The organism is Kribbella sp. VKM Ac-2568, from assembly GCF_004345365.1.
GTDB classification, from domain to species: Bacteria; Actinomycetota; Actinomycetes; order Propionibacteriales; family Kribbellaceae; genus Kribbella; species Kribbella orskensis.
The window spans coordinates 145,905-159,143 of sequence record NZ_SLVF01000007.1 but is presented as its reverse complement, the minus strand read 5'-3'; the positions used below and the strand labels follow the sequence as shown (position 1 = coordinate 159,143).

Sequence of the window (13,239 nt, the reverse complement as noted above, 5' to 3'; positions counted from 1 at the left end):
GGATCTCAGTCCGGTTCTCGGTCGTCCGGTTGAGGAACGTGCATCACCTCGAGGATGTCGACGCCGAGCATGTCGAGGTGGTTGAAGACGCCGGCCAGGGCGGCCTGGTCGTGCAGGTAGCCGTGCAGGACGGTCTGCGCGGGCTCGGAGTGGACCTCCATGGACGGGAAGGCGTTCGTCAGCTCGCGGGACAACGTGCCCTTGACGCGGATGACGTAGTGGGTCATGTCGTTGCCCTCTCAGGATGGTCGGGACTGACTGTGCTGCTCCGGTCCCCGGCCGGCATCACCCTTCCCGGGCGATCATTTCTGCTTGGATTCCGCGAGGATCTCGGCCTTCTGGTGCTCGAACTCCTGGTCCGTGAGCACCCCGGCCGTGCGAAGCTCGCCGAGTTCCTTCAGCTGGGCGAGCATCGCGGACCGGGCCTGGGTCGCGGGGGGCGCGAACGAGGTCGGGACCGGGGCGTTGGTGGAGGCCGCCCACGTGCCCTGCTGCCGCTCGGAGACGCGCTGGTGCACGCGGGTCGCCACACCGGCGACGACAGCGGTTCTCGCGGCCGTTCTGAACAATCCCATCGGAACATCCCCTCTGTCAGCCGGTACCTTCGCCGAGCGCCGCCTCGAACTCGTCGTCCGGGATCCGGCCGGAGGCGACCAGGCGGGCGCCCTCGCCGTGCAGCGCGGCGGCGAGCGAGACGACCCACTCGTTCTCGTAGATGACGACGACGCCCAGGTGGCCGGCCTCGATCAGCGACCCGGCCTCGCGGAGGTCGTCGGCGTTCATCAGCCCGGAGAACGAGCCGATGAACGGCGCCAGGGCGGACAGTTCCGGCAGGATGTCGGACGCCAGCTTGACCGGTGCGACCGAGCTGTCGTCGGCCTTGCTCAGGACTTCGAGGTCGAGGATCCGGATGACCCCCCGCTCGGCCAGGTCCAGCAGGACGCCGAACCCGTCGGGACCGAGTCCCTCCGGCGGAATCTGCACCACGAGCAGATCGATCGGCCCCAGTACGTCGTTGGCCCGGGCCGCTGCGTCGGTCGAAGTCGACATCTGGCCTCCTGGCCGGTCGGGTGGAGGCGCGGAGTCGCTCAGCAGGGGACCACGCGGCCGTGCCGCCATTCTCCCAACCGGCCGGCCACGGCGGTATCACCTAGACCGGGTGAGATGCCTGGCAACGTGCGTCCGGCGTTCACCAGAAGGGATCCCGGGTGGGATCACACTCACGAGGTGAGCTGAGGCGGACCGGCGTACTGCATTCTTAGGCCATGGCGCCGCGCAGGTGGACGAGATTCGTGGCGGTCGCGGGACTGCTCACCCTGACGATCCTCGCTCTGCCCGCCCCGGCCGCGGCCACCACCCGGGCCACACCGGACGACGCCGGGCGTCAGCTCGCCGAGCGCTACGCCCCTGTCGTCAAGTTGCAGGTCGACGCGTCGCGCTGTGACGAAGGAGAGCAGTTCCAGCCGACCGACGTCGAGGCCGTACTGGGCAATCAGCAGGTCGCTCTCCGTGGGCCGTGGCGGCCACCCGACCTGGTCCGGACGCAGCCGGAGGCCAAGGACATCAGTCTCGGCTTCCCCGGGCATTTCCTGGACTTCCCGGGCGATCCGCTCCGGCCGGGCTGTGGGTACGCCGAGTGGTCCGCCGACATCAACGCGGCCTTCCCGGCCACGGTCTACGCCCATCTGGCCTCGGACCCGAAGTTCCCGGACAAGCTCTCCCTGGAGTACTGGTTCTTCTACGTCTTCAACGACTACAACAACACCCACGAAGGTGACTGGGAGTCGATCCAGCTCATCTTCGACGCGCCCGACCCGGCGGCGGCTCTCGCGCAGGAACCGATCGCGGTCGGGTACAGCCAGCACGGGGGAGCCGAGCGCGCGTTGTGGGGTGACAAGAAGCTCGAGGTGGTCGACGGCACCCACCCGGTCGTCTATCCGGCCGCCGGCTCGCACGCGAACAAGTACGGCCAGCGCCTGTACCTCGGGCGTGGCTCGGAGGGACTGGGGTGTGACGACACCACCAGACCTAAAGCCGGGATGACGCCGCGGGTCGCCTATGTACCGCTCGCGACCACCGACTACGTCGCCGCCTACCCCTGGCTGGGTTTCGAGGGCCGGTGGGGCGAACGGCAGCGCTCGTTCTTCGACGGGCCGACCGGGCCGAACATGAAGGAGTCGTGGGTCACGCCCATCCAGGACGCCGAGGTCACCTGGCGCGACGACAGCACTACCGTGCCCGCGGGCTCGATCCTGGGGCCGAGCAGCACCACCGTCTTCTGCGCCGCGGTCGCGACAGGGTCGAACCTGCTCCGCGAGACCCTCGACCGGCTCTGGCTCCTCATCCTGCTGCTCGTCGCCGGAGTCGCGCTGGTGTGGTTCGCGGCCAGTCGCACGCGCTGGAGCGACGCCGATCCACTGCCGGCCAGGAAGAAGAGGGCCTGGGGGCAGGCGGTGGTGTCGTCTGCCCGGCTCTTCCTCGGCCGGCCGGGCACCTTCGCAGGGTTCGTGCTGGTGTTCGTCGTCCTGAGCCTTGTGACGGTCACCTTGGCGGGCCTCCAGGCGGACCGCCGCGATGCTCCTGCCGATCTCGGCGCACCCACCCAGAACCCGGCCGGGTTCTGGCTTTCCGTGGTGGCACTGGTCACCACGATCCTCACGCTGGTCGCGTACGTGTCGATGATGGCGGCCCTGACCCGGACCCTCGACCAGCTGGACCGCGGGCAGTCCGTGACGACGGGAGATGCGCTCCGCCACGTCATCTCGTTGTGGCGGCCGTTGGCCAGGGTGGCCCTGCAGTACTACGTGGTGCTCGCCGCGCTGACGTTCTTCGTCGCCACCATCCCGGTGGCGATCTACTACGCGGTCAGCCGGGCGTTCGCCATACCGATCGTGGTGGCCGAGGGCTGCTCCGGATCCGAGGCGCTCAAGCGGAGCCGCAGGCTGGTGCAGGGCCGATGGTGGCGGACCGCCGTACCGCTGGTCATCGTGGTCGGTCTGGGCGTCGCGGCAGGCCCGATCGCCGGGATCATCCTGCTGCTCGCCACCGATCTGTCGGCCTCGCTGATCAACCTGGTGTCGTCGCTGCTCTTCGCCGTCGCGATGCCCCTGGCCGCCCTGGCCGTCGCCTACCTGTACTTCGATCGCGCGGTGGCTGTCAGGCAGGAGACACCGCCGGCTGGACCGGCTGCGACGCCAACAGGTCCAGGCCGAGGTGATGCGCAAGGTAGCGAGCGGCCAGCTGTCCTCTGACACTGTTGCCGGCCTGGTCGAGCCGCGGCGAGAAGGTGCCGAGGGCACCTTTCCCCGGTGACACCGTGACGATGCCGCCGCCGATGCCGCTCTTGCCCGGTACGCCGACGTCGACCAGCCAGTCGCCGGAGGTCTCGTAGAGCCCGGCGATCGCCATCACGGCCAAGGTCGCCCGGGCCACGTCCGGCGCGATCACCCGTTCCTGGGTGATCGGGCAGACTCCACCATCCGCCAACGTGGCACCCATCACCGCCAGGTCGACCGCGGTCACGCTCAGGCAGCTCTGTTTGGTGTACAGGTCGACGGCGTCGCCAGGGTCGCCCGCCAGGCCGTCCACACTCGAGAGGAGCGCGGCCAGGGCACGGTTGCGGTGGTTCGTCGCGAGGGCCGATGCCAGGGTCTCCTCGTCCAGTGAGAGCGGTCGCCCGGCGAAGCGGGACAGCCCGTCGACGATGAACCGCCAGCGGCTCTCCGGCGAGTCACCGGGCGCGAGGGACACGGTCGCGATCGCCCCGGAGTTGACCATCGGGTTGGTTCTCCCACGCTCGGACCGGTCGACCGCCTGCACGGAGTTGAACGGGAGCCCGGTCGCGTTGACCCCGACCAGGTCGCGGACGGTCTCCAGCCCGACCTCCTGGCAGACCAGCGCGAAGACGAGGGGCTTGGCCACGCTCATGATGGTGAACGGCACCCGGGAGTCACCCGCCTCGTACGTCGTACCGTCGGAGGCGGTGACGCACAGGCCGAACGAGTCCGGGTCCACGCGGGCCAGTGCGGGGTACACGTCCGAGACCGTGCCGTCGTCGACGCCTCGGAACATCCGGTGCGCGTCGTCGACCAGGTGGGTCACCGCTCGCGGCCGGGGCAGTTCGCCGGTCGAGACGTAGCGGTCGACCCCGCGCGGGTCCGGTGGATCGAGACTCATCGGTCCTCGTTCCCGGGGCTTCAGAAGTCCCAGACCCGCGGGATGACCAGCAGCGCCACCACAAGCCACCAGGCCATCACCGGCAGACCCAGCTTCCAGTAGTCGCCGAAGCGGTAGCCGCCCGGGTTCATGATCATCATGTTGGCCGGCGTGGAGATCGGGGTCAGCAGCGACGCCGCTCCGGCGACGGCGATCAGCATCAGCACCGGGCGCACCGAGACCCCGGTCGCCTGCGCGGCCGAGACCGCGATCGGAGCCACGATCAGCACGGTCGCGGTGTTGCTGACGATCTGGCCGAGCGTGCAGGTGAGGACGAAGAGCGCCAGCAGCAGCAGGTACGGACGGCCCGGGCCGACCGCGTCGATGATGATCTCGGCGACCTGGTCGGCGGCGCCGCTGGCCTGGATCGCGGTGGTCAGCGGGATGAGCGCCCCGATCAGCACGACGACCTGCCACGAGATCGCCCGGTAGGCCTGCTGTACTCCGACCACCCTGGTCAGCACCATGGCGGTCGCCGCGATCAGGCCGGCGATGGCGGGCGGGACCGCGCCGGTGGCGAGCAGCACCACCATGGCGCCGAGGATGGCGACCGCGACCGAGGCCTTGGCTCCCCAGGGCACGGCCTGCCGCCGGATCAGGTCCGGTGAGTCGACGATCAGGATGCTGCGGTCCTTGGTGAGCTCGTCCAGCTCCGGCCAGGGACCGTGGACCAGGATCGCGTCGCCTTCGGCCAGGGTGGTCGGCTGGTTGCCGCGGTCCTTGCCCATCCGCTGGACCGCCATGATGACGATGTCGTGGGCCCGGTGCATGCCCGGGAAGACCGTCTCGCCGACCAGGGTGGAGCGCGGCGGGATCACCACCTCGGCCATCCCGGCCTCGCGGGTGAGCAGGTCGTCGGCCTGCGTCGGCGCCATGCAGACCGACAGCACGGAGTCGATGGTCAGGCTGCCGACGTAGTCCGACGGTCCGGTCACCACCAGCACGTCGCCGATCTCGAGCTCGCCGTCCAGCCGGGGACGCCCTTGTGAGTCCTGTGCCCCGATGATCTCCACCCCCGGGTACGCCGTGAGGTCGATCTCCCGCAGCGGTTGCCCGAGCAGCGGGGAGAGTTCGCGCACGCGCAGCCGGTAGAAGCCGTCGGTCAGGGCGTAGTGCAGGTCGAGCGTGTGCTTGTGCCGGGCCAGATCCGTGGTCGAGTGGGCCGGCTTGGCGTCCGGCAGCAGCCGCGGGCCGAGCAGCACCGAGATCGTGATCGTGCCGATCACGAGAGGGATGCCGAGCACGGCGAAGGAGAAGAAGGCGAACGCGCCCTCGCCGGCTTCGCGGGACGCCTCGGAGACGATGATGTTGACCGGGGTGCCGGTCAGCATCAACAGGGATCCCGCGCTGCCGGCGAAGGTCAGCGGCATCAGCATCCGCGACGGTGGTTCCCCGATCCGCACCGCGAGCATGACGACGAGGGGCAGCAGCGCCGCGACCGCCCCGTTCAGGGTGATCAGGGCGGTCAGCACGGCGCAGAGGCCGGTGATGGCGATCAGCAGTCTGGTGCGGTTCAGTCCGGCGTACTGGACGATCGTCTGGCCCAGCCAGGTGGTCACGCCGGTGGCGTAGATGCCCTCGCTGACCACGAACAGCGTGGCGATGAAGATGACGACCGGGTCCCCGAAGCCCGCCACCACCTGGGTCGCGTCGAGCACCCCGGTGGCCCAGAGCGCCAGCGCGGTCAGCACCGCGACGAGATCCACCGGGAGTCTGTTCCAGATGAACAGGGCGACGGTGAGCCCCAGGATGATGAGGCTCAGGGTGCTGTCATCCATGACGCCTCTAACCGAGGTGCACGGGGGCGTCCGGGCCCCACGGGATCCCGATCAGGTACCAGGCGATGTAGAACAGCGTCCAGGTGATCAGCACCAGGATGGTGTACGGCAGCATCATCGACACCACGGTGCCGATACCGGCCTTCTTCCGGTACTTCTGGCACACCAGCACGATGAACGGCAGGTAGACCATGAGCGGGGTGATCACGTTGGCCGGACCGTCGCCGACCCGGTAGGCCGCGATCACCGTCTGCGGCGCGATGCCGAGCCGGTAGAACAGCGGGATGAAGATCGGCGCCAGGATGGCCCACTTGGGGATCACGCCGGGCATGATCAGATCGATCACCAGGACGAGCAGGATGAAGCCGATCAGCAGCGGGAGCGCCCCGATGTCGGCCCGCTCGAGCAGGTCGGCCAGGCCGGTCGCGGCCAGCGTCGACATGTTGGAGTAGTTGAAGTAGGCGATGAACTGCGCGATCAGCAGCATCAGGAAGATCAGGCCGCCCAGACCGTTGAAGGTCTTGACGATCGCGTTGATCACATTCGTGCTGCCGGTCAGCGACTGGCTTCCGCGGCCGTAGCCCAGGCCGGCGGCCAGGAACAGCATCGAGATGATGAACAGCAGGCTGCTCATGAAGGGTGAGGTGCCGAAGATCTCGCCGGTCTCGGGATTACGCAGTGGCGCCCCCGGGATGAAGGTGAGGGCCGACACGATGGCGACGGCGACCAGCAGGTAGTACACGGAGAAGCGCAGGCCGCGGGACTCCAGTGCCATCTCCTCGTCGCTGGCCTGGTGCTCGACCGGGGCTTCCTCGGGCCCCTCGGCCCGATCCCACTTGCCGAGCCGAGGTTCGAGGATGCGCTCGGTGATGATCGTCATCACCACGGCGCAGAAGATGGTGGAGGCGATGCTGAAGAAGAAGTTCTGGGTGACGTTGAGGGTCACGCCGGGGGCGACCAGGCCGATCGTCTCGTTGGTGACCTCGGTGATGATGCCGTCCGCCGGGGTGATCAGGATGTTGACGAAGAAGGCTGCGCTGACCCCGGCGAACGCGGCCGCGATGCCGGCCAGTGGATGTCGTCCGAGGGACACGAACGCGGCGGCGCCCAGGGGGATCAGCACCAGGTAGCCGGCGTCGGAGGCCACGCTCGAGATGCCTCCGAGCAGGACGATGATGAAGGTGATGGCACTCCGGGGCGCGACCTTGACCATCTTGCGGATCAGGGCGGCGATCAGGCCGGCCTCCTCGGCCACGCCGACGCCGATCATGGCGACCAGGATGACCGCGACGACACCGAAGTCGTTGAAGTTCTGCACCGCGGTGGTGAAGATGAAGCGGATGCCGTCACCGGTGAGCAGGCTCTCGGCGGTGATCCGCTCCTCTTCCAGGTGGTAGTCGGGGATCGCGGGCGCGGGCGGCGCGTCGTTGCCGGCGACGCTGGTGCCACCCGGGTACTCGGGAATCACCTGGACGCTGTCGGGTTCGGCGACCTGGGTGGTCACGCTCGCGTCGGTCAGGTAGAGGATGTGCGAGAACACGATCACGAGGAAGATCAGCCCGAGGAAGATCAGGGCCGGGTGCGGGACCTTGTTGCCGACCTTCTCGATGCCGTCGAGAACCCGCTGCATGCCGCCCTTCTTGGCCGGCTGTTCCGACTCGACCGCCTCCTCGCTCATGACCGCACCGCCTGGTCCGTGGCCCGGGCAGGCGGGGTGAAGGCGAGCGCGAAGTCGATCAGCAGTTTGGTGCCGAAGCCGGTGGCGCCCTTGTTCCGCCACGTTCTCGGGGCCGGCAACTGGGCGGTTCCGGCGATGTCGACGTGGGCCCAGGGATGCCCGTCGACGAACTCCTCGAGGAACAGCCCGGCGGTGATGGACCCGGCGTTCACGCCGCCCATGTTGGTCAGGTCGGCGATCGACGAGTCGAGCTGCGACCGGTAGGACCGGTGCAGCGGCAACTCCCAGACCGGCTCGTCCGCCCGATCACCCGCCTGTCTCAACTGGTCGACCAGCCCGGAGTCGTTGCCCATCACGCCGGCGATCTCGACGCCGAACGTGCGCAGGCACGCGCCGGTCAGGGTGGCGATGTCGACGATGGCGTCGACGGGTTCCTCGGTCGCCAGCGCCAGCGCGTCGGCCATCACCAGCCGGCCCTCGGCGTCGGTGTTCAGCACCTCGACCGTCTTGCCGTTCCGCATCGTCAGCACGTCGCCGAGCTTCATCGCGGAGCCGGACGGCATGTTGTCGGTGCACATCAGGTAGCCGGTCACCGCGGTCGTACAGCCGAGCCGGCCGAGTGCCGTCATCGAGGCGAGCACCGCGGCCGACCCGGTCATGTCGTTCTTCATCTGCGCGTGGGACTCGTCGCTCGGCTTGAGGCTGATGCCGCCGGAGTCGTACATGATCCCCTTGCCGACGAACGTCACCCGGCCGGTGGGGTCGGCCGGTTCGTACCGCAGCCGGATCATCCGGGGTGGCTCCACGCTGCCGCGGTTGACCCCCAGCAGACCTCCGCAGCCCATCTCGATCAGCTGGTCCTTGTCGAAGACCTCCACCTGGAGGCCGGCCGCAGTACCGACCTCCTGGGCCACCTCGGCCATCCGTACGGCGGACAGCGTGGTGGCCGGGCAGTTGGACAGATCCCGGCCCAGGGAACACGCCTCCGCGATGATGCGACCCCGCTCCGCTCCCGCGCTGACCTGCTCCGCCACGTCGTCGTCCGCCACCAGCAGCAGGGACTCGAGCGTGGGCTCGTCACCGCCCTGGCCGACGAAGAACCGCCAGCGGGCCAGCAGCACCCCTTCGGTCACGGCCTGGGCGAAGTCGCCGGCGGAGATGCCGAGGTCGGCCGAGGGGACCTGGACGGCGAGTCGCTTGTGCCAGGGGACCGCACGGGCGAACTCTGCGGCCAGATCGCGGACGAGTGTCAGGTCGGCCTCCTCCGCGCTGCCGGTGCCGACGGCAACCGCCACGGGACCGTCACCCCAGCGCGCCTGCACAAGGGTCTGGCCACGCTCACCGGTGAAGCCCGCCGACGCCAGGCCGGCCGAGTCGGTGCCGAAGGCGGCGGGCGGCTCGGCGCCGGTGGCGACCGGTACGGCGATCGCGTCGGCCTCCTTCTCCGCCTGCTCCGTCGAGGCGACGTTGATCGCCACCCGGTGCCGGGTGGACGGGATCGGGTCGAAGTCATCAGCGGACGTGTTCACGAGTTCTCCTCCGGCTACAGCTCGACGGGGGCGCGGATGTCGTTCCGGCGGAGCCGGGGTCAGGACTGCAGTGCCGCGATCAGTTCCTCTTCGCGTTCCTTCGTGAGGTTGGTCTGGATGACCGTGGGGTTGAACGGCTTCAGCGCATCGATCACGCGGTCCACGGTGGCCGACCGGGCCAGCAGGAACACGGCCGACTTGCCATCCTGCAACTGCTTGCCGACCTGTTTGATCAGGTCGTCGCTGATGCCGACGTCGGTCAGCTTGCCGGCCACGGCACCGGTCGCCGCGCCGACAGCGAGGCCGGCCAGCGGATTCAGGAAGAGCAGTCCGATCAGGGTTCCCCACAGCGCGCCACCGGCGGCGCCGGCCCCGGTCATGTTCATCGTCTGGTGGATGCGGACCTTGCCCTTGTCGTCCTTGTAGGCATAGGCCGCGTCGTCGCGTTGCAGCAGTTGTTGCTTGGCCAGGTCTTCGGTCAGGGCGAGGACGCGCTCGGCGTCGTCGCGACTGTTCAGACCTAGAACCACGAGATGCGTCATTGCTGGACTCCTCCGTCGCCTGGTCGCGCGTCACCCCGCTCCGCGCTGTGAGCCTCATGCCATCAGAAAAGTCAGCCCGCCGACCTCATCCGAATTGGGTGACTAGTTCCTTCACCCCGCAGGGATGAGTACGCCGGGCCGGATTCGGCCGATGATCCGCAGAACGGCGTCCGGGAGCCGCCAAGCGGTGGCGCTGGGTAGTTCACCCCTCGCGGGGGATGGTGCGAAGGCTGCGCTCGGTCAGGCTCAGGAGTGCGCGGTCTGCGGAGGGCGGCTGCCGCTGTCGCAGTGTCGTCGTTCGAGGAGGGATGGACTTGACTGCTCATTACGCCCAAGGCAACGCCAAGACGATCGACGCCGGCCGACTGTGGGCGGGCGGGGCGGCCACCGCGGTGGTCTGCGCGCTCATCGCCGTCGTCGGCATCCTGCTGGCCCGTGGCGTTTTCGATGTCGCCGTACTCGCCCCCGAGGGCGAGGGCACCTGGGGCGACGCCGACACGGGGAAGTACGCCCTGTTCGCCGCTCTGGCCGCCCTGGTGGCGACCGGGCTGCTGCACCTGCTGCTGCTGTCGACACCCCGGCCACTGCGCTTCTTCGGCTGGATCATCGCCCTGGCCACGGTGGCGGCCGCGTTGGCGCCGCTGGCGACCAACGCGTCGACCGAGTCGAAGGTCGCCACCGGGCTGATCAACCTCGTCATCGGGATCGCCATCGGCTCGCTGCTCACCGGAGCGGCACGGATGGCGGTGCGGTACCGGCCGGTCGACCCAGGTCCTCCGGCCAGGTGAGGGGCGTTTGGCGGGCCAGGTGATCCCCGGAGTCGCGGGCTAGGTGAGGCCGGCGTTGCGGGCTACGCGGAGGGCGGCTGACCGCCTGACGACGCCGAGCTTGCGGTACAGCGACCCGAGGTGGGTCTTGACGGTGTTCTCGGTGATGAACAGCGCGTTGGCGATCTCGGTGTAGGAACTGCCCAGGGCGAGCTCGTCGAGCACGTCCGCCTCCCGCGCGGTCAACCGGATCTTGGCGCCGTTGATGACCGCGTCGAGGCGCCGGGGCGGTGAGACCTGCCCGTCGGGCCGGGTCCGGCCGAGCAGAGTGACCCCTCCTGCCTTGCTCCACTCCGCTCCGTACCCGGTCAGCTTGTCCAGCACGACCGCCGCGAACGGATGGACGTTCGGCCCTTCGACATGTCTGCGCAACAGGCCCACGAAGGCAGGCTCCATCCCGGCCGGCGCGAGCGCGTGCAGGGTCCGCTGGGGAGCGGTCTGGTTCAGCATGTCCACCAGCGCGGTCTCGGCGGCCTCCTCGTCACCGAGGCGCAACAGCAGTACGGTCCGGACCGATGCCGCCGAAGCCGCCAGGACAGGGTGGACGCCCGGGCGGGCCAGTGCGGCATCCATCGCGTCGAGCGTTGCCTGTGAATCGCCGTCGGTGATGCTGGTGATGGCCCGGATCAGGTCGGCCTCCGCGGTGCAGCTGGCCTCCGAAAGGATCCGCAGCTGTTTGTCCATGCCGCCCTGGTCGCCGATCAGCGCGGCCACCCAGAACCGCAGCAGCGCGAAGTCGCGCGCCAGGTACGACGGCAGCGGGCCGGCCGCCGTCGGCTCCGTGGCGAGCTCGGTACCGGCCTGGTCGAGCTGGCCGTTCTCGATCAGCAGCGAGGCGCGCAGGATCGCGCGCAGACCGGCGACCACCGTGTCCGAAGCGGCCACGTCGGTGTCGGCCACCTGCTCGAGCCAGTGCCGCGCCGCGGCCAGGTCGAGCTGGCTCAACGCCGCCAGGCCCAGTACCACGTGCGCCCGGACCGCGTAGTCCTTGAAGAGGACGCGATCCCCGGCCTCGTGGAGGGCGGCCCGCGCGGACTCGGCGGCGTTCTCCACCTGGCCGCGCACGTAGTACACGACGGCGCGATGGGCCAGACCGCCCGCGATGAGCTGGCGATGACCGGCCATCCGGGCCGAGACCAGTGCCTCGTCTAGATGGCGGAGCGCCTCGTCGAGATCGCCGACCCACGTCTCGGTCGCCGCGAGCTCGATGAGGAGCAGGGACAACCGCTCCGGCGCCAGCACCGCCGGGCGCCGGCCGTTGTCCGGAGTACGGTCCAGCACCAGCAGCGACCTGGCGCGGGCGAGCGAGTCGCGGACGTCGTACCAGCCGTAGCGGGACTCCCACAGCCGGAGCGTCAGCGCGTCCGCCCGGAGTGCGTCGTCCTCCGGGGTCGCGGGCTCCGACGCCGAGTTGATCGACGCCTGGTCGGCGGAGGACGTGTCCATCACCGCGCCGGTGACGTCACCCGAGCGGCGGTGCAGGATGCCGCGAACACCGAGCAGGTGCCGATGGGTGTCCAGATAGCCGTCCGGGAGGTTTTCGAAGCCTGCGGCAACGAGTTCGTGGCCGCCGCTGGCGAGGACAGCCGGCCCGTACCGGAGCAGGACGCGGTCGATCAGCCCTGGATCGCCGGCGTCGAGTGCGTTGCGCAGGGCAAGAGAACCTTCGCCACGGTTCTCGTAGTACAGGGCCGCGCGGTGGTGCGCCGCGGTGACCACCTTGGCGTCCTCGGGACTGCCGGCGGCGCGGCGGTGCAGGAGCTCGATGAGCAGTGGGTGGTAGCGGTAGACGGGCTCACTGTCCGCGCCGTTGGTGTACGCGGTGACGAGCAGCCCGTTGCCGGCGAGATCCGCCAGCAGCGCCTCGGCGTTGGGGTCGGCGCTCAGCATGGCGGCCAGCGGCGCTGTCAGCCCGTTGGCAGCAAAGGTGCTGAGCAGCATCGACTGGGTCCGCGTGTCAAGGGTGGCGAAGGTTTCACCGAGCAGCAGGTCCAGCACCGGCTGCTCACTGAGCATCCGGGTACCGGCGTCGCGCGACACGGTGATCGTCCGGGCCGCGAGCACGAGGGCCGCGGCCCAGCCCGCTGTCTTCTCCTGCAGCAGCGAGATGTCTGCCGCGGTGGCGTTTTCATCATGCGCATGAATGAGTTCGGCGGCCTCTGCATCGTTGAACCGCAGTTGACGCGAGCGCAAGGTCGACGCCAGGCCGCGCAGCTCCAGCTCGGTCAGCGGCAGGGGCAGGTCGTAGCGGGTGGCCAGCAGCAGGCGGACCGACTGCGGTGACTTCTTCAGCAGCGTGGACAAAGTGGTCAACATCGTTGCGGAGAGCAAATGAGCGTCGTCCACCACGACAGGCTCGGGCGCCGCCGCCGCGGACGCCTGGCTGAGGACGTCCTCCAGCGAGTCCGGATCCTGGCCGGACACCCACAGCACGGAGCGTCCGGACGTGCTCCGATGAGCCGCCCAGTCGGACAGCAGGACAGTTTTGCCGGTGCCTGCGGGTGCCACCAGCATGGTCAGTGGTGCCGCAGAGCCACGGTCGAGTGCAGCACGGAGCCGCTCACGACTGACCAGCGTCAACGGTGGCCGTGGGGCTCCTCCCATGGCCGGTCGCCTGGTTCCGTCGTGCGCGTGCTCGGGCTCGAAGATCGTCACGCGCCGCCCTCCCTG

11 protein-coding genes are annotated in these 13,239 nt (G+C 69.4%); 2 read left to right on the top strand and 9 right to left on the bottom strand.

What is annotated here, in order from left to right; all coding sequences use genetic code 11:
- Positions 1-5: 5 nt before the first annotated feature.
- The 3 genes from EV648_RS21540 to EV648_RS21530 all read right to left on the bottom strand — a co-directional run bounded on the left by EV648_RS21540 (position 6) and on the right by EV648_RS21530 (position 1,050).
- Positions 6-227: a hypothetical protein gene (locus EV648_RS21540; RefSeq protein WP_132294589.1), complete on the bottom strand. Its 222-nt coding sequence runs from the start codon at positions 225-227 to the stop codon at positions 6-8.
- A 75-nt stretch (positions 228-302) separates the two neighbouring features.
- The gene (locus EV648_RS21535; protein ID WP_132294586.1) at positions 303-575 is read right to left on the bottom strand and encodes an SHOCT domain-containing protein; all 273 of its coding nucleotides are present in this window, start codon (positions 573-575) and stop codon (positions 303-305) included.
- Positions 576-591: 16 nt separating this feature from the next.
- Positions 592-1,050: a DUF6325 family protein gene (locus EV648_RS21530; RefSeq protein ID WP_132294583.1), complete on the bottom strand. Its 459-nt coding sequence runs from the start codon at positions 1,048-1,050 to the stop codon at positions 592-594.
- A gap of 215 nt (positions 1,051-1,265) precedes the next feature.
- Between EV648_RS21530 and EV648_RS21525 the strand changes: the two genes are divergently transcribed.
- Complete coding sequence (locus EV648_RS21525) at positions 1,266-3,251, top strand: hypothetical protein (protein ID WP_132294580.1); 1,986 nt, start codon at positions 1,266-1,268, stop codon at positions 3,249-3,251.
- Here EV648_RS21525 and glsA read toward each other — a convergent pair.
- The 5 genes from glsA to EV648_RS21500 are packed head-to-tail and all read right to left on the bottom strand — an operon-like array spanning position 3,157 to position 9,742.
- Positions 3,157-4,176, bottom strand: a complete 1,020-nt coding sequence (gene glsA, locus EV648_RS21520; RefSeq protein ID WP_132294577.1) for a glutaminase A — start codon at positions 4,174-4,176, stop codon at positions 3,157-3,159. The two genes, EV648_RS21525 and glsA, sit on opposite strands and share 95 nt — an antisense overlap.
- Before the next feature lie 20 nt (positions 4,177-4,196).
- Positions 4,197-5,993 (bottom strand): SLC13 family permease, encoded by a 1,797-nt coding sequence (locus tag EV648_RS21515; protein WP_132294574.1) that lies wholly within the window; start codon positions 5,991-5,993, stop codon positions 4,197-4,199.
- 7 nt (positions 5,994-6,000) lie between these two features.
- On the bottom strand, positions 6,001-7,671 hold the full coding sequence (locus tag EV648_RS21510; protein WP_132294571.1) for an AbgT family transporter: 1,671 nt from the start codon (positions 7,669-7,671) through the stop codon (positions 6,001-6,003).
- The gene (locus tag EV648_RS21505; RefSeq protein ID WP_199234744.1) at positions 7,668-9,200 is read right to left on the bottom strand and encodes a M17 family metallopeptidase; all 1,533 of its coding nucleotides are present in this window, start codon (positions 9,198-9,200) and stop codon (positions 7,668-7,670) included. The genes EV648_RS21510 and EV648_RS21505 overlap by 4 nt, the downstream gene beginning before the upstream one ends.
- A gap of 59 nt (positions 9,201-9,259) precedes the next feature.
- A complete protein-coding gene (locus tag EV648_RS21500) occupies positions 9,260-9,742 on the bottom strand; it encodes a DUF1269 domain-containing protein (RefSeq protein ID WP_132294568.1) in 483 nt (160 codons plus the stop codon).
- Between the two features lie 314 nt (positions 9,743-10,056).
- On the opposite strand from EV648_RS21500, the gene EV648_RS21495 reads away from it, so the two are divergent.
- The gene (locus EV648_RS21495) at positions 10,057-10,530 is read left to right on the top strand and encodes a DUF6069 family protein (RefSeq protein WP_241995444.1); all 474 of its coding nucleotides are present in this window, start codon (positions 10,057-10,059) and stop codon (positions 10,528-10,530) included.
- A gap of 39 nt (positions 10,531-10,569) precedes the next feature.
- On the opposite strand, the gene EV648_RS44180 is transcribed toward EV648_RS21495, so the two are convergent.
- A complete protein-coding gene (locus EV648_RS44180) occupies positions 10,570-13,224 on the bottom strand; it encodes a LuxR C-terminal-related transcriptional regulator (protein ID WP_132294562.1) in 2,655 nt (884 codons plus the stop codon).
- Positions 13,225-13,239: the final 15 nt, after the last annotated feature.